This is a genomic window from Streptomyces griseus subsp. griseus (assembly GCF_000720255.1).
GTDB lineage: Bacteria > Actinomycetota > Actinomycetes > Streptomycetales > Streptomycetaceae > Streptomyces > Streptomyces griseus_I.
In genome coordinates this window covers 1-16,380 of record NZ_JOJE01000033.1, presented here as the reverse complement: position 1 = coordinate 16,380, position 16,380 = coordinate 1, and the positions used below count along the sequence as shown (strand labels likewise).

Below are 16,380 nucleotides of genomic sequence, written 5' to 3'. Positions count from 1 at the left end.
GCCTCGGGCACATCCAGTGAGCTCACTCGTACTCGCGAAGCAGATCCTCGATACGCCGGTTGGCAACGTCTTGCCGTCCGTCGAGGCACTTCGCGTAGCGGGACAGCAGCACCTCCACGCTGTTGCCAGCGCGCTCAGCCACCTCGGTCGGGTCGACACCAGCGTTGAGCCAGGTCGACAGCGCCGAGTGACGGAGGTCGTACGGCCGACTCGCGAGTGGGGAGGCCGCGACTGCCGGCGGGAGCGCGAGGAGCCGGGCCTCCTGCCACACGCGGTAGTAGGTCGACGACGGGACGACTGAGCCCTTCTCGCTGAAGAACAATCGCCCATCGTCCGCCGTGCCGAAGGTGGCCAGGTGCTCGCGGAGCATGGCGACGAGGTGAGGCGGGATAGGCACCCGCCTGACATCCTCGGTCGGTCGGTTCTTCAGCCCACGGTCGTCGTGGGTCTCCCCCGAGTCGGTCCACTGCTTGCCGACCGACGGGCGAGTTCGGTGAAGCAGCGCCGATCCCCAGCCCTGCATAGGGAGGGACAGGTCCGTCTCGACGAGGCCGACGGCTTCAGCCGGCCGGAGGCCACCGAAGTACATGGCGGCGAACAGACCCACAAGGCGCCGACCACGGGCACGCCGGTACCCGCCCACGTAGGAAACGGCCGCCAGGAGATTGCGAGCCTGCTCAGGGTTGGCGACAACGCGCGGGTCCACCTGGTTGGACACCTTCGGCTTCTGCCAGCGGACAGCCGTGATCGGGTTCTCACGCAGCTCCCCCAGGTCGACGGCGTAATTCGCGGCGTTGACGAGCGTCCGACGCTTACGCCGCACGGTTTCAGCGGCTGCCGACGTGCCGTCGAGCTTGAGTTTCAGCGAATCGAGTAATGCGCGCGCCGTGGCAGGTTCGGCGAGATCGGCCAGGGGCCGGGATGCCTTCGACACCCAGTGCAGGACGTTCCGCACGTCGTCGGGGACTTCCCGGTCATCAGGCCCAGGCAACACGAACGCCCAGTTGCGGAGCGCTTTGCGGATCATCTCGTCGGACGGCCGTCCGGCGTGCTCGTCCAGGAGTTCCATCGTCACGTTGGTCAGCGCTTCGTTGACGCCGTCTCGCGTATTGGGGGCAGCATGGGGCCACTTCATCGCGAGGTACCTGAGGGCGAAGGCGTACCACGAAACGGCCGACTTCTGTTCTTCCATCGAGGCTGGAAGGCCCGACTCCGTGTCGAACTCCTCGCCGTCCCGCATCGCGCGCATGAGCTTCGTGCGGTAGTGATCGGCGAGCGCCTTGGTGCGGAAGGAGTCGGAGAAGACGTTGCCCGCCACGGACCAGCGGACGCCGTACGAGGGCGTCTTGGTATCGCGTTTGCGTACGCCCCAGACCTTGATGTCGAGAGACTTCACGCCGCCGCCTCCAGCTGCCGCAGCCATGTGGTGAAGTCGCTCCGCCACACCCGAAGCTCCCCGTTGGGCAGCTTGAACGCTGATGGCCCGTATCCCAGCTCACGCCAGCGGTAGAACGTCCGGCGCGAAACACCGCCCAGCTCGTCCAGGACTTGGCGAACGGTCATCAGCTCGTCGCGACGGGGGTCCATGTCGGTTCTCCTTCCGTTCCGGGGGCGGCTTCCAGAGAGGCGGCAAGCCAGGTCTCGCCATGGCTGAGACCGGTGCCGGCGAACACCCAGTGGGCGAGGACGAGCGTGGTCTCGCCGTCCTGCAGTGCTGTTGTGGGCGCGGCTTGGGCACGTCGCCAGTCGGCTCGGGCGTCGCGGAGGGCGCCGAGGGTGGTGGAGTAGCGGCGGGACTTGGTGGAGAAGTGACCGCGGAAGCCGAGCATGTGCGCCCAGGCCCGGAGGCGGAGGTCTGCCAGCTCGGGGCGCGCGCCGAGGGCCCAGGTGGTGCGGATCATGCGCTGGGCGTGGTCGGTGATTCGGGCTTGAGCCAGCTCGGCGAGGAAGCGGATTGGACGGTCGAGTGTGCCGGTTGCTGTCTCGGCACCTTTGGTGGCGTACTTGGCGATGTACGCCGCTACGGCTCGCTCGGTCAGATCCTGGCCGTCGTCGAAGTCGGCGGAGCGGATCGGGCGGACGTCGAGTTGGCGGCCGAAGACGAAGCTGTGCGCCCGGCCGTCAACCTCTGGTCCCTCGACGCACGCGGAGGTGGCGGCGGCTCGGATGGCGTCCGTGAGCAGCTCCGCCGTGGCCCAGTCCGGAGGTGACGTGTCGCCTCCCTCGGGCCCGTCGAGGCGAATGACGGCGTGGAAGTGGACAGCACCGCGCTTCTGGTACTCGGCCACCTTCGCGAAGGAGACGCGGGCATGGTGCCGGAATTCCCGCTGTGTGAGTCCGGCGCGCTTGGCGACCTCCCTACGGAGGTAGATCGAGAAGCGCCGCCACAGGGCACCGGCGTGCGCGTTCCAGAGAACGGCCGCTTCGTAGTCGTACGTGTTCGGGTCGAGGGGCGTACCCAGCGCGGGGTCCTGCTCGTCGTGGCGAACGCCGCAGCGGCAGTCGCGGCCGCCCGAGGGGCGGTTGTGGACCGGGCCGAAGCCGGGGGCGGTGAACGTGGCGAAGACACGAGGGTGGGTCGCTACTCGTTCCGAAGTGCCCTTGCCTCCCCGCAGTCCGGCGGTGATCAGGTGGTAGGTGTCGCGGCGGTAGGTCTCGGCACAGGCGGCGCAGCGGGTGGCACGGCGGTTGTTGCAGCGGACGAGGAGCTGACCGGCAGGGAGAGCGGCGGAGTCCAGGTGGTGCAGGACGTTGCCGATCTCGCCGGTTGTCGTGTTGACCGCGCACTCCGTGCGGTGGCCGTCGAGGCGGACCGGGTGGGTGCAGCCACCCAGGCCGGAGAGCTGCTGGGCCAGCTCGGGCATGGTGCCGAGGGAGGCCAGCATGGAGAGTTCCGCCAGCGGGGGCGGGGTCTGCCGGGTAATGATGGGACTTCCTTTCGGCTGTTTCGGCGGTGGGAAGGGACGGCCCCGGGGCGGCGGGATGCTTGGCGGCTTATTGCCGCCCCGGCGGCCGGTCAGCGCCTGTTCGCGCCGTTGAGGAGAGAGCGCAGGACGACGGCGGCGATGGCCACGGACACGGCCGATATGGCGACGGCCGCCAGGAGCGCGGTGAGCACGATGCCGACGACGACCACGCCGGCCCCGATGCCCACGTACGGGGCGACCGGACGACCAACCGGGTGAGCGGGCGCGTGGTCCTGCGGGACGTGCGTGGTGATGCTCGGTACGTGCGGGGTGTCGGGCAGCTTGGGACGGAACATGGCGGAGCTCCTTTCAGCGGTTGTCGCCGTTGACGACGCCGACACCGGAGCGGGTGCCGGACTCGATTGCGGGGGCGAGGAAGGTGTGGGAGAGCCAGAAGCCGAAGAGAGCGATCACGACGGCGACCCACATGCGGACGCCGAGAAACTTGATCGCGGCCCAGGCGATGACGCCCAGGACGAAGACGAGTGGGAGGGAGACGGTCACGGGATCTCCTCAGCGGACGCGGCAGCGGTGGGTGCGGGCGGCGAGTTCGGCGGCGGCGCGGGTGTCGTAGTCGTTGGAGAAGCCGCAGCGAGGGGCGGTGCAGACGGCGGTGTGCTTCTCGCGGCCACGACCGTCGTAGGCGGTGCCGACCTGCACCGGACCGATACGGACGACGTTGCGAAAGCGGCGGTTGGCGGGCATGTGCGCTCCTTTCAGAGCTGTGCGGCGATGGCTTCGGCAAGCTGCGGAGGGACGCCGAGTCGTGCGCGGAGGATCGGGGTGTCGATGGCGGCCCCGGTTCGCGCACGGTGTTCGGCGGCGACCTTTCGGGCGTGGTCGACCAGGGCGGCCGGGACCGGCGCGGGGGAAGGCACGCTGACCGGCCGCGGCTCGGGCGCCGAGCGAGTCGGCTCAGGGCTGGTCGGCTCAGGAGCAGTGGGCTCAGGGAGCGCCGGTTCGGGATTCCCGGTCGAGTCGCCTCCCGTGTGGGCGAGGAGGGTGCCGCCCAAGAAGGCGACCGCGGGCCATCCGGCGACCAGGATGCGGAGCCAAGCGGGTACGGCACCCAGATCGAGCAAGCCGGCGGTGGCGACGTTGGCACCCAGTGACGCGGTCAGCGCGACGAGAAACCAGCACCACCCAGCCGCTTTCGATCCGCCGGAGCGCAGTCGCCGCCAGGCCGCCACCAACAGCAGGTCGACAGAGACCGGATACGCCCACGCCTTCCACCCGTGCTGCCCAGCCGCCGAGGCGAGGTCGTGCAGGTGGGCGAAGGACAGTGCGGCGGCGATCACGGCCTGAACTAGCCCCGCGTCGACGCGGGCCAAGGAGGCGCGCACGATTCGATTCCCTCCCCTGTAGTCAGCCAGTGGACTTGAGCTCATCGGCTCGTGCTCGGGCAGCCGCGGCGATCTCGGCCGCTTCGGTGTCACCGGGCAGGCCGGCGGCGATACGTTCCAGCAGGTCCGCCTTACGGCTCATGAGTTCGCGGTAGCTGCCGAGCCCGAACTTGCGGTGGTCGGCCAGGTCGGCGATCAGTGCCGTGACTTCGGAGATGGACGGGCGGGACAAGGTGGCCCCCTCGGGTTTGGGCATGACGGGGTAGGGACTTGGCACGAGACGGACGTGCTGACCGATGAGGTGGGTCGAGCGGCCTACTCGGTGATCGAGGCGGGCTTGAGCAGCGATGCCGGGGCGTCAGTCGGCCTGAGCGGTACGGCGGGCCGGAAGGATGCCAGTGCTGGCAGATCCGGGACGAGGTGCGCCGTTTCCCGACAGACCGCAGCAGCATTGGCGAGGGACAGGAACGGCGTACGGATGCGGGACCAGCCACCAGAGGTGTCACCGGCCACGGCCAAGCCGGGCCGTTCCGGGGCGATTGCGCAGGCGGCGAAGACCGCCTCAGGGGCGATATCGCCCAGCGCCATCTTGGCGGAGGCTTCGTCGTTCACGCGGTGGCAGACCCGGCCGGTCAGCTGAGCGCGGAGCATGGTCGCGCCCTTGCCCAGCTCGGCGCCGAAGCGCTGCCCGCACACCTCCAGATAGATGCCCGCGGCGCGGCCGAGTTGGGCGAGCCGGATGAGCTGGGTGACCATCTCATCCCGCCGCTCCTCATCTTTCTTCGTGGCGACGAGGAAGAGCTCAGCGATCTCGTCGACGAACAGGACGACGGGCACGGGTCGTTCGTGTTCGGGCAGGCCCCAGATATCAGAGGTGATCTCCTCGTCCTGGGCGTCGGGCGCGATGCCCTGCCGGGCCTTGATCAGGTCGTACCGGTCTTCCATCTCCCTCACAAGGACCGGCAGCAGCTCGGCCGCCTGCTGAGGATCGGTCGCCAGCGCCGACAGGCGCGGGGCGAAGGGCGCCAGCTCCACGCCCCGCTTGCAGTCGATTCCGACCAGTGCGACCGACTGCTGTGCCAGCCCGGTGACCAGGTGCCGCAGGTACATGGACTTCCCCGACAGCGTTGCGCCGAGGGTGAGTTGATGCGGGATGGTCCGGTAGTCACGTACGAAGGCCAAAGCGTCCTCCCTCAGGGCCACCGGCACTTTGAGGAGTCCGCCGCCTGCCTTCCTTGGCATCCGGACGTTGCTAAGTACGTCGAAACCGACGAGCCGGAGTTCCACCACCCCCGGCTTCACGTCCCTCACGTACACGGCGTGAACGCCCCAGGCATGCCGCAACCGCTCTGCCGAGGCGGCGACGTCCGCCGGCTCCTGCCCCGGAGCCAGTCGAAGCCGAACCCGCAGACCCGTCGATGTAGGCCTGATGATCCCCCGGCGAGGAGGCACAGGCCGGACCTCACGTCGAGTCGTCGCCGTGACTGCCAGAGCCCGCAACCGGGAAGGCTGGACGGTCAGGCCGCACGCTTCCATGACGGAGCCGTACGAGCACAGAAGCCGGACCGCCGATATCGGCAGGCCGACCGTGGGCCAGTAGACGCCCGGGTGACGAGCCCGGGTGTAGGCGGCCCCGCCACCGAGCGCGGCGAGGGGACCACCTACCTCCAGTAGCGTCGACCAGTCCGACATCAGGCCGAGGCTTCGGCCGAAACCGGGAAGGCGGCCGGTGTGACAGCGGCAGCACGAAAGGCTATGCCGTGCCGCTGCTGACCGTTGAACACGCTTTCCCACGGCCGGGCCACCAGCCCCGGCAGCGAGACCGGAGCACCGAGCGCCAGGCCCTCGGTGATGCCGCTTTCCGGAACGGTGACCTTGATCAGCGAGGAATCGCCGTCCTCGATGTAGACGGCGCCGATAGTCATCAGCGCCTCGCCGCTGACGGCGTCCTTGGCGATCTCCCCGGTCTGACGGTCCCGAACCTTGGGTTCCGGGGCTTCGGTCAGCAGGATGGTGGCCGCCGAAGTCTCCACACGGATCACACGCACAGAACTGCTCTCCCTTGCGCTGCGCCGCACACGCGTACGGCCGCATGTAGTGACGAATGACTACGCAACGGGAGGTTGACCTCATACCGACAGGGCGCGATACGCTCCAGGAGCGTTGATGCCAAAGACGCACCCGGCCTGAGTGGGCTGCCTCCCGCTCAGGCCACATCTCTTTCTGTGGCCCTTCCGCTTACGCGCCGGTGCAGGTCTGCCTTCCTGCTCCGGCCCGTTCGCATGCCCGCGCTACCAACTCCGCTGGACGCGAAGGGGTGCGCCGACACCAACCACAGTAACCCGCACTCCAAGTACTGTCTAGTACTTCAGGTACCAGTCCGTACTTCTTGTACGCCCAACTCCCGCGCCAGGGACCTCAGATCCTCGGACGGCGATGGACTCATGGCCAGAAGGTCCGCCGCAAGCTGCTTCACGGCAGGCAGAGCACGCACCATCTCGGGCGAAAGCTCCCGCGCTTTCAGCAGGGCTGATACGGCGTCAGCTACCTGTCGTCGCTGGGCGTAGGCCCTGGCGACATCGATCTGGAAACGGGTCTGCCGTTCCGCGGACAGCCCCGACGCATCGACGCCCTGCGCAGCCCGTAGAGCGACTCCGGCATCCCCCAGATCGACCGCGACGGAGACTTCGTGCAAGCCGACGTTGGTGGGCCCGAACTCGGTGTTGTAGTCGTTCCGCCCGTCTCCGACCTGTTCGGCCATCTCTCGAGCCGCGCGTAGAAACCCGTAGGCGTCATCGGCCAGGTTCAACCGGGCGGCGGCGACCGCCCGTTGGAGGGTCAGTGCACCATGTAGCGCCACCGCCTCGACCTGTCCGGACTCCGCCAGAGGCCGCAGCGCGTCAGCCGCGCTCCCAGACACCTGGGCCGCCTGCTCGAAATGACGCGCACCGAGGAAGACGAGCGACAACCGGAACTCACCGGCCGCCATCAGCAGCGGATCATTCGCCCTCTCGGCGGCGACCACGGCACGGTCGACCGCGATCCATGCCGCCTCGGGCTCACCCATGTTCGCGAGCGCACCACTACAGGTGTGATACATGACCGCAAGCAGCCGGAACAGCTCAGGACGGTCGGACTCAGGAACCGACCGGGTGGCCGACTCCAGTCGAGGGACCAGTCCTTCGAGCAGCTCGGCCAGGTCGGCGTAGTTGCCTTGGTGCGTGAGTGACCAGGCACGGTCGACCTCGGCCCGAAGCGCCGGCACATCGGGCGAGGGGTTCTGCTGACCGAGGATCGCCTTAAGCGAGTGTGCCGCACTGAGCACCAGGCGCAGTCGACTTGCCCCAGGCGGCTCGCCTTCGGCCACCGACGCCACGATGGGGGCCTCAGCCGCCAACTCGGCGACCGGAACCTCCAGGACATCAGCGACTTTCTCCAGCACGGTCATCCGGTCAATGCGACGTACGCCCCGCTCCACCTGAGACACCCATGCTTCAGAGCGCCCCAGCAGGCCGGCGAACTCCTTCTGTGACAGCCCTCGGCGCTTGCGATTGAAGGCGATCTTGCGACCTAGCGCCTTCTGATACTCAGTGCTCAACGTCCACACCCTTGCCGGACACGAAATCCAAGCGATCGACCTCCGTGGCCGAGAGGTACTGGTTCCGCTCGGAGAGGAAGACACGCACGTAGTCCTTGGACTCGTGCTCTTCGAAGGCGTCCTTGTCCTTGTAGAGCTCGTAGAACACGCGCTCCAACGGACGGCCGTCAACGCGGTGCACGGTGTAAATCACCGTCCCGGGCTCATTCGCGCGGATCTGCTCGCCAGTCCGAGCCACCAGGTCATCGAACGCAGCCGCCGCCTCTTCGTCCTTGCAGGTGAAGCGCACAAACAGGCCGAACATGCGAAGTCCTCTCTCCAGCGGAATCCAGGTCAACACCGGACCGCGCGGCGAACGCTATGCGCCGACCGCCCGCACGAAAAGTACGAACCCGCACTCCAAGTACGCGCACATTCGGTACGGTGCTAGTACTAATTGTACGGCTCTGCATGGTCCGTGTCAGCCGGTCGGCACGGCAAGCACGGGAAGCAGCAGGTCACCTGCCATGGAGGACGCCTTGCCCACCCACCGACGCACCTTCCCCGGGGATCCTCAAGAACTCCGCGCGGCACGCAGTTGGACCCGCGCCACGCTGAACGGCCACCCCCACTCCGAAGACGCCGCGCTGATCGTGACCGAACTCGGCACCAACGCCCTCATGCACACCGCCAGCGGCGACGCGGCCGGCGCCTTCCATGTCACGCTCACGGTCTCCGAGCTGACCATCGCCATCGCAGTGACCGACTCCGGAGACACCAAAACCGCTCCCGAGGTTCAGCGCCCATCCCTCAACTCCACCCACGGCCGCGGACTCGGCATGGTCGCCGCCCTCGCCGACAGGGTCGTAGTCCAGGGCGACGAGGCGGGCCGCACCGTGACCGCCGAACTCCGCATCGCGGCTCACCTCCAGGAGTCGTCAGCGTGCTCATAAGGCCCAAACAGGACGACCACCAGGCCGACACGCCCAGGAAGATGCTGATGGACAAGCCGCCGCGCGGCTATTGGTGCGAGTGCTGGACCGAAGACCTCATTGAGGCGGAGCAGCCAGTACTCCGCGCGTCCTTCGACGCCTACTCCGCACCGCAGGCAGACAGATGGGTGGCGATCGCACTCCGCACGATCTCCCCAGCATTCGACACCGACGCATCCCAGCAAACATGGGAGTGGCTGTACGACGGCCGCATCGCCACGAGGAAGGCACTCCTGCGAGCCGAGCCCTGCACAGTGACAGTCACCCAGGACAGCACTCGGATCACATGGACGATCCGCCCAGTGATTTTCCTGCCGCTCATACATCGGCAGGGCGTCGAACTCCCAGCATGCGCATACGACTTCAAGCCTAACGCGGGACCAGACAGCCCCACGCGGCCGACTGAGTAACAACCTTCTTCACGGGTTCAAGGCGGCTCGCTCCGCTCACCGCGCGCGGCCCGGCCCCCGGCCGGGCCTGCGCTCCTGCCTCCGTCCCGCTCCAGCCCGGCCGGCGCCCGTGCCGCGCGCACAGCAATCAGCCGTCTGATGTCAGAGAAGGGGTACGTCGTGGCTGGGGCGGTCGGCTCCACGGCTTTACGGAGCCACTTTGGCGCGAGCCTCGAAGATCATGGCCCCAACGTCGTGCTTTACCGGGCAGGTCCACAGACTGCCCGACGCGCCGCAAGCTTACGGGGCCATGATCACTCGCGCCAAAGCAGCGCCACCCCAAAGCCGCTCCGCCGACCTCGTTGCCAGCGCGCCAGCGCCGTAAGTTCCGACAATCCCATACTCGAGCAGGCCGAAGCGATCTACAGTTCTCTCGTCAACATCGGGCACAAGCGACCAATGAGGTGAACCCGCATAGTGGCGAGGCAGTCTGACCAGACCCCCCTGTTCGACGACACGGAAGAGGAAGACGTGACTGCCGAGCAGTCAGAACCCCTTTCGGTGCCACTGGAGGAGCGGCGGCTCGTCACCCAACCGTACGACTTGTCGCTCGCCACTCTGGTCGATGACATCGAGAGGGAACGGCTCCTCTTGAGTATCGAGTATCAGAGGAAATACGTGTGGGATAGGTCGAAAGCCAGTCGACTCATCGAAAGTTTCCTCCTGAACATCCCCGTCCCCGTCTGCTACTTTGCAGAAAACGAGGACGGCTCCTATGAGGTAATTGACGGACTCCAGCGAATCCAGACAGTCAAGGACTTCCTCACCGGAAAATTCCCGCTGCGTGGTGTCTCAGTTGTGAGCGAATTCGAGGGCCTCCACTACGAAGAACTTCCATTGAAGGAGCAGCGGAGGCTCAGCAATAGGACAATTCGCTGCATTGTCATTACCGACGACTCTCATCCTGACATTAAGTTTGACGTCTTTGAGCGCCTAAACACAGGGTCGGCGATGCTGGCCGCCCAGGAACTCAGAAATTGCATCTACCGGGGGGATCTGAACACCTTCCTTAAGGAAATGGCAGAAAACCGACGTTTCTCCCGCATCCTCGGAGGGCTCAAAAACAGCCGGATGGCCTACGAAGAGCTCGCCTTGCGTTTCTTTGCCCTGTACGAGGATCTGGAGGGATATCGCCCTCCATTGAGGCAATTGCTGAACAGATATATGCGGAAACACCGCACGGGCACTCCGGATGGCGACGCCGTACGGGTCTTCATTGAGACCTGTGAAGCGGTTTACCAAATCTTCGGGGATGAAGGTTTCAGGCTGGTCAGGGAAGGAAAGCTCGGCGCCTTCAATAAAGCGCTCTTTGACTCCATCATGCTGCCCCTTGCATACTCAGACAGAGGCGCTGCTGTAAGTAAGGCGGAGGAGATCAGGGAGCTACGAACAGAGTTGCTGGATCGCGAGAGTTTTCTGACCGCCATCGGTCGCGCAACGGCCGACCGAACCCGTATGCATGGGCGTATCTCAGCTTTCGCCAGAGGGCTGGTGAAGCTCGGTGTACGCTGCGATCTCCCTAGGCTCCCGGACTAGGCGGAAGGTTATGGCCGACACTCCTCTCGGGGCCCTCTCCGAGTTCATTGACAGCCTAGGTGAAGTTGAAACTCTACTTGCCGCAGCACCGTCACAGCCGCTGGGTGCGGGCGACACCTCCATCCAATCCCAGCATCGCGACTTGGTGAACGCAGTCAATCGCTCTGCCATGGTGATGCTGGTCTCGCATTTCGAGGGGTTCGTAAAGTCTGCTCTCACAGAGTTGATTGACGAGATTTGCGAAGCGCAGCCGCCGACTCGCCGCATCCCGGAGGGCTTGCTCGAGCTGCACACTCGCGAGCGGATACAGGAAATTTTCGGCACAACAGGACCTGACAGAATTCACAAAACCCGCCGACTATTCTCCGCATACGCACCTCTCTGGGATGCAGATCGAACGATTAACCCAAGGATTCTCTCGGCTCGAGTATTGACCCGGCAATTTACTAATGCTCGCCCCGAGGTTTTGGACAGCGTTTTCTCCCTGCTTGATGTCCAGGACATCGTTACCCAAATGGATAGCCATGTGAACCAGGCTCTTTCTGACCGCGGGGATGACGCAACGCGGATCAAGGTAGGTGTCAAGCTCGAAGAAATCGTAAGCAGGCGAAATAAGATAGCGCACGGTGACAGATCCGAGAAGCCGACGAGGTTCGAGGTGGAGGGCTATCTAATTTTTTTAAAGGACGTCGCGGAATGTCTCTCTACTGTTCTTCAGCAGACGATTTCCCGTTGTTGCTCCCTGCGATGAAGGGAGTCGCTGAAGGACGGCTCGGGTTCTGCGGGAACGACGGACTGTGAGCACGAGGCGCTACGTCGCCCGAGGCGTGCCCGGTGGATACCGGATCTGGGACAACCGAGGACGGCGATGGTGGGGGGATCTCTACGAGTTGTGTCCTGACGATCTCGCGGCCGAGCTCAACGGCCAAGCGGACCACACGCGGATAACTGCGCTGATGAAGCGCCCCCTGAGGTTGTTGCACGCTGGTGTGCGCCCCCGTGCGGTCGCTACGCTCGGACTCGTGAGCGAAGCCGCCTGACTCATAGCGAACCACAGAGTTCACGTCGTACCCGTTGTGCTGGCCCTGGCCAATCCACCGTGGCAGCAGGACGTGTGGCTCGACCCGTCGGCGTACGAAGACCTGGAGCATGTCTTCTACACACTCTTCGACGACTTCTGCGACGCTGACGAGCCAGAGCGGTACCTAGGCGTCAGCCTCCGGAGTGAGGAAGAGGTCGCCTCGATGAGAGACCTCGGTGCCGCGCTTAACGCCGCAACGGCCGAGGCACCCAACGACACCGACGCTGAGTACGGCTTCGCCAGCTGACCCGGCTTTGCAGCCGGCGTGTCAGCCGACTGTCAGTCACATGGCTGGGCCACTGAGCTGTCAGGCACAAGTGTCTTGATGAGTCCCCCGCCGGCCGTAGGCGGTCGAGAGTGGTCGTCGTTGGCCACGGTCGAGCGGCCTCGAACGACCCAGAGACGGCCGAGACAGTGAGGGCTGAAAGAGCTCATGTCTTGATCGCTGCGGCGCTATGCTTCAGCTCGAGGCTACGTTGAGGGGCAGAGGGCAACTCGCAAATCCGCATGGGTTGCTGCAGCCTGGGTCAGTCCGACTGCATGGGGGGATCGAGAATGAGGCCGTCCTGGTGGTGTGAAGCCCGGTCCCGGCCACAACAGCTCCCTGTCACGTGGCTAGCCCGCGGGTGATTGACAACATCGCGGCCGTCGGAAATCTCTATCAGCAGGTCATTGCGATCCGCGCCAGTTGCGGGGAAGAGCCGTGAGCTTTTCCGCCGGAGCCTAGCTCTATGTGTAGCCGGAACGGCCAGGTTCGTGATCATTGACCTGCGGGAAGCCAACCAGGGTCCTCGCGGTCACGCCGGGTGCGCGGCCCGCCCCCGCCACACTCCTCGGAATCATGGAGGACCGATGCCCAACTTCACCGATGCCGACGCAACCCGTTTCATCGCCTGGATGCTTGATGCAGTCGTTGCCGAGGCTCGTGGCGACTACATGACAGTTCTGCCAGTGGCGCCCAATGGTCGGCTCTGGCTCGGCAGGCTCGCACCCCAAGCTGTCGTGCAAAGCAGCCCGCTAGGCGAGCGGAGCGAGCGACTTGAGCCCTGCGAGGTCGGCATACGCCTTCGGCCCGAAGCGCTCGACGGACAACCGGTCAGCTGTCACGCCCGACTCGTCGTCTGGAACGAATTCGACGGAGGAGACGACGCCCCCGACGCGCCACGCTGGCGTAAGAGCACCCCCATTGAGGTCACAGCTGTCCTCCAGACGCCCGCCGCCATCGGCGATGCCGCCACGAGCGCCGGTAGGGCCGACTTCGAGGCTGCCTTTCATGCCATTGGCGCTGACGGCATGGCATGCGAGTTCCACGCAGAACTGGAGGCCGGCAAGGACGGCCCTGAGCTAGTGATTACTCTCGTGAACGTCTCACTCCAGGAGATACCTCACTGGGACACCAACGTCTACGAAGCAAGCCTCAAAGTACATGCCGGTCGCACCCAGCCCTTCACTCTCGACAATCTTCCTGACTCGTTCCGCTACAGCAGGGAGGTTCCTGCCTACGGGATCAACGGCGGTGTGGTTCAGGTCGCCGCGGATGTGTTCCGCACGGAGGACGCCGCGACCCACGATCAACCAAGACCCTCCTACTGGGACCCCGATGTTGGGCCGATACCGGACCTGAGCTTCGCAACGCTCGCCGCCGATCCCCTCCCGTCTCTGCGCGCGCTGGTCACGGCATGCGAGAGATGGGGCGCCACACACTGGGCCGAGCACGTGCTCGACAGTCGCGCCGAGGCCGAGGAGTGGGACGCCGGGATGCGGCAGAGTGCCGCCGACGAGGCAGCCTTATTCGAAGAGGAACTAGAGCGTCTACGCTCCGGGCTGACACTGCTCGAAACCGATGCCAACCTACGGCGCAGCTTCATGCTCGCCAACCGCTCATTCGCCAATTCCCCACTGATCACTCACACCGAATGGCGCGCCTTCCAACTCGGCTTCGTACTCGCGAACGCCACCTCCATCATCGACGAATCTGCTGACGGCGATCGCTCGATCGTTGACACCCTCTGGTTCGCAACCGGTGGGGGGAAAACAGAGACCTACCTGCTCTATGTAGTGACCACTGCATTCTACGACCGCCTGCGCGGGAAATATGAAGGCATCACTTCATGGGGCCGGTTCCCCCTGCGAATGCTTTCACTGCAGCAGACCCAGCGCTTTGCCGACGTTATGGCCGCCGCCGAACTGGTCCGCCGCGACGAGGGCATTGCTGGCCGGGAGTTCTCACTCGGTTTTTTGGTCGGGGCCGGCGGCACTCCGAACCGCATCCAGCGCGGCAACAGTGCCCGCCCCGGAGAGCCTGATCCGAATGACCCTGGCATGCCAGAGCGCTATCAGATCCTGTTGCGCTGTCCATTCTGCGGCTCAGAGCAGCTGCGCATGGATTTCGATCAGAAATATTGGACCCTCAATCACATATGCACAGCACCCGAGTGTCCGTGGGGGGGACGGCCGCTGCCGTTCCGCATCGTCGATGACGAGATCTTCCGCTCGCTTCCGACCGTGGTGTTGGGCACCCTTGACAAGGCCGCGAGTATCGCGATGCAAGCAGCAATGCGGGGCTTTTACGGCCCCCCGTCTGGCCGCTGCCCGGAGATGGGGCACGGCTTCACCTATGCGCCTCGTAGCGGTTTACCCGGCCCCGGAGGCTGCCTTTTCCCGGGCTGTCAATCCGCAACCGGGCCTCTCGCCCAACCCGAGGCGCTCTACGCCCCGACCGTGCGCATGCAGGATGAGCTGCACCTGCTTCGAGACAGTCTCGGTGCTGTCGACTCGCACTACGAGGCAGTTCTCGACGCACTGCAGCAGCACTACGGATCAGTTCCAAAGGTCATCGCCTCGTCGGCAACCCTCGCCGGCCACGACGACCAGGTACGCGCGCTGTACCGGCGTAGCGGTCGTACCTTCCCCCGTCCCGGGCCCCGGGCAGGCTGGTCGTTCTGGTCACGTACGACCGACAACCTCGCTCGCCGCTTCGCAGGTCTCGCACCGCGCGGCGTCACGCTTGAGTACGCCACAGACCAACTGACCGAATCGCTGCAGCGCGTGACCAGGAGCGCGCTCGAGAACCCTGAAGCCATCGCCAAGGCAACGGGCATCGACCTTTCGGCGATTCCGCACCTGGTCGACGCATATGGCGTCGACGTCGTCTATGGCTCCAACCTCAAGGACGTCGAAGCCGTCGCCAGGTCCTTCGACACACAGCTCCAGCTGGACCGCACGATCAATGCGGCGACCCTCACCGGGCGCACTCCTCTAGACGAGGTCCGCACTAATCTGGAACGGCTCGTAACGCCCGAACCTGACTTCTATGATCGCCTCCATCTCGTGGCAGCTTCGTCAATGCTCTCTCACGGGGTCGATGTGAACCGTCTCAACGTCATGGTCATGCTCGGGCTGCCGCTGGCGACCGCGGAGTTCATCCAGACAACGTCGCGTGTCGGTCGCACGCATCCCGGGCTCGTGATTGTCCTCCACAAAATCGGGCGTGAGCGGGACGCCGCTGTGTACCGAACTTTTCCTTCCTTCGTAGAACATGCCAGCCGACTGATCGATCCCGTTCCGATCACAGCAAAGAGCCGTCGCGTCCTGGAACTCACCTTCGCCGGCCTCGTCCAGGCGCGGGTATACGGCATCCACGAACCCGCCGCGATCGCGGCGAACATGCGCCAGCTGACCAAACCGATGACGGTGCGGCGAGCCTTCAGCCAGCTGCCGGTGCTTGAGCAGGACGAGTTGCAGGCGCTCATTGAGATGCTCGACATCGAAGGGCCCCTTGATGAGAACCTCCGTTGCGACCTTGAGCGCTACCTGCGCGAGTTTTACCGGGCGCTCAATGATCCGGCGAGCAGCGCAGAGTGGGTGAGCGATCTCTTCCCAACTGGGGGGCCGATGCGGTCTCTGCGGGACGTCGAGGAGCAGGTACCCGTGTTCTCGCGAGGAGGTCGATCATGAAAGTCGAGCGTGGTGCGTCACAGATTCTATTCGGCCTTCTCCCCGGGCAGACCGCCGACCTGGAGGGCCGTATCTGGAAGGTCACGCAGTGGCTCGATCCGATACCCATGGCCCTCGACCAGGACGCAGTACGGAGAGCACTACTTGGAGCCATAACACCGTGGTCGGCGACCAGGAATGACGACGGCCTGGAGCGCGACCTACGCGCTCGCATCAGAGTCGAGGTGGTTGAGCTAAACAAGCACCGTGGCGTCCTCGTCGAGCCGTTCCCTAACCAGTGGCGCTGCAAGGCCTGCGGCAGTATTGCAAGATCTCGTGACGATCGATGCCGTTGCGGCGGAACCACTCGGGCGCAGATGCAGTTCGTCACCTACCACACGTGTCAATCCCCTCGAACTGTGGAGACCTTCCTATACAGCCAGTTCCTCGGTGAAGCTGGCCCAGTAGTCGTGTTCGTAGTCGATGGGGCTCTTGAAGTT

At 65.2% G+C, this 16,380-nt stretch carries 19 protein-coding genes; 7 read left to right on the top strand and 12 right to left on the bottom strand.

Annotated features, from left to right (window positions below):
• Positions 1–22: 22 nt before the first annotated feature.
• From IG99_RS33005 to IG99_RS32950, 12 genes are all read right to left on the bottom strand, one after another.
• Positions 23–1,396 carry a tyrosine-type recombinase/integrase gene (locus tag IG99_RS33005; RefSeq protein WP_037680549.1) on the bottom strand — a complete coding sequence of 458 codons (1,374 nt, stop codon included), beginning with the start codon at positions 1,394–1,396 and terminating at the stop codon, positions 23–25.
• Positions 1,393–1,587: a helix-turn-helix transcriptional regulator gene (locus IG99_RS33000; protein WP_037680548.1), complete on the bottom strand. Its 195-nt coding sequence runs from the start codon at positions 1,585–1,587 to the stop codon at positions 1,393–1,395. The genes IG99_RS33005 and IG99_RS33000 overlap by 4 nt, the downstream gene beginning before the upstream one ends.
• Positions 1,563–2,885 (bottom strand): replication initiator, encoded by a 1,323-nt coding sequence (locus tag IG99_RS32995; protein WP_037680545.1) that lies wholly within the window; start codon positions 2,883–2,885, stop codon positions 1,563–1,565. The genes IG99_RS33000 and IG99_RS32995 overlap by 25 nt, the downstream gene beginning before the upstream one ends.
• Positions 2,886–3,016: 131 nt before the next feature.
• Complete coding sequence (locus IG99_RS32990) at positions 3,017–3,262, bottom strand: hypothetical protein (protein WP_037680543.1); 246 nt, start codon at positions 3,260–3,262, stop codon at positions 3,017–3,019.
• A gap of 13 nt (positions 3,263–3,275) precedes the next feature.
• Positions 3,276–3,470 (bottom strand): hypothetical protein, encoded by a 195-nt coding sequence (locus tag IG99_RS32985; protein ID WP_037680541.1) that lies wholly within the window; start codon positions 3,468–3,470, stop codon positions 3,276–3,278.
• Between the two features lie 9 nt (positions 3,471–3,479).
• Positions 3,480–3,671, bottom strand: coding sequence for a mobile element transfer protein (locus IG99_RS32980; protein WP_037680539.1), 192 nt, complete (start codon positions 3,669–3,671; stop codon positions 3,480–3,482).
• A gap of 11 nt (positions 3,672–3,682) precedes the next feature.
• Positions 3,683–4,309 carry a DUF2637 domain-containing protein gene (locus IG99_RS32975; protein WP_037680536.1) on the bottom strand — a complete coding sequence of 209 codons (627 nt, stop codon included), beginning with the start codon at positions 4,307–4,309 and terminating at the stop codon, positions 3,683–3,685.
• 22 nt (positions 4,310–4,331) lie between these two features.
• Positions 4,332–4,541, bottom strand: a complete 210-nt coding sequence (locus IG99_RS32970) for a hypothetical protein (RefSeq protein ID WP_037680645.1) — start codon at positions 4,539–4,541, stop codon at positions 4,332–4,334.
• Between the two features lie 83 nt (positions 4,542–4,624).
• Positions 4,625–6,001, bottom strand: a complete 1,377-nt coding sequence (locus IG99_RS32965; RefSeq protein WP_037680535.1) for an FtsK/SpoIIIE domain-containing protein — start codon at positions 5,999–6,001, stop codon at positions 4,625–4,627.
• The gene (locus tag IG99_RS32960; RefSeq protein WP_037680534.1) at positions 6,001–6,357 is read right to left on the bottom strand and encodes an SCO3933 family regulatory protein; all 357 of its coding nucleotides are present in this window, start codon (positions 6,355–6,357) and stop codon (positions 6,001–6,003) included. The genes IG99_RS32965 and IG99_RS32960 overlap by 1 nt, the downstream gene beginning before the upstream one ends.
• A gap of 320 nt (positions 6,358–6,677) precedes the next feature.
• Entirely contained in the window at positions 6,678–7,916 is a 1,239-nt protein-coding gene (locus IG99_RS32955; protein ID WP_234312049.1) for a helix-turn-helix domain-containing protein, read from the bottom strand.
• A complete protein-coding gene (locus IG99_RS32950) occupies positions 7,897–8,211 on the bottom strand; it encodes a putative quinol monooxygenase (protein ID WP_037680533.1) in 315 nt (104 codons plus the stop codon). The genes IG99_RS32955 and IG99_RS32950 overlap by 20 nt, the downstream gene beginning before the upstream one ends.
• Before the next feature lie 214 nt (positions 8,212–8,425).
• Between IG99_RS32950 and IG99_RS32945 the strand changes: the two genes are divergently transcribed.
• From IG99_RS32945 to IG99_RS50715, 7 genes are all read left to right on the top strand, one after another.
• Complete coding sequence (locus tag IG99_RS32945) at positions 8,426–8,839, top strand: ATP-binding protein (protein WP_324606155.1); 414 nt, start codon at positions 8,426–8,428, stop codon at positions 8,837–8,839.
• Between the two features lie 41 nt (positions 8,840–8,880).
• Positions 8,881–9,288, top strand: a complete 408-nt coding sequence (locus IG99_RS32940; protein ID WP_037680640.1) for a hypothetical protein — start codon at positions 8,881–8,883, stop codon at positions 9,286–9,288.
• Positions 9,289–9,744: 456 nt separating this feature from the next.
• Positions 9,745–10,863 carry a DUF262 domain-containing protein gene (locus IG99_RS44405; protein ID WP_051866174.1) on the top strand — a complete coding sequence of 373 codons (1,119 nt, stop codon included), beginning with the start codon at positions 9,745–9,747 and terminating at the stop codon, positions 10,861–10,863.
• Between the two features lie 10 nt (positions 10,864–10,873).
• Positions 10,874–11,614 carry an MAE_28990/MAE_18760 family HEPN-like nuclease gene (locus tag IG99_RS49140; protein WP_158973286.1) on the top strand — a complete coding sequence of 247 codons (741 nt, stop codon included), beginning with the start codon at positions 10,874–10,876 and terminating at the stop codon, positions 11,612–11,614.
• Between the two features lie 292 nt (positions 11,615–11,906).
• Positions 11,907–12,191 (top strand): SCO4402 family protein, encoded by a 285-nt coding sequence (locus IG99_RS32930; protein ID WP_463607329.1) that lies wholly within the window; start codon positions 11,907–11,909, stop codon positions 12,189–12,191.
• Between the two features lie 605 nt (positions 12,192–12,796).
• Positions 12,797–15,901 carry a helicase-related protein gene (locus IG99_RS32925; RefSeq protein WP_037680529.1) on the top strand — a complete coding sequence of 1,035 codons (3,105 nt, stop codon included), beginning with the start codon at positions 12,797–12,799 and terminating at the stop codon, positions 15,899–15,901.
• A partial coding sequence (locus IG99_RS50715; protein WP_234312047.1) for a hypothetical protein occupies positions 15,898–16,380 on the top strand: 483 nt, incomplete at its 3' end. The genes IG99_RS32925 and IG99_RS50715, both read left to right, overlap by 4 nt.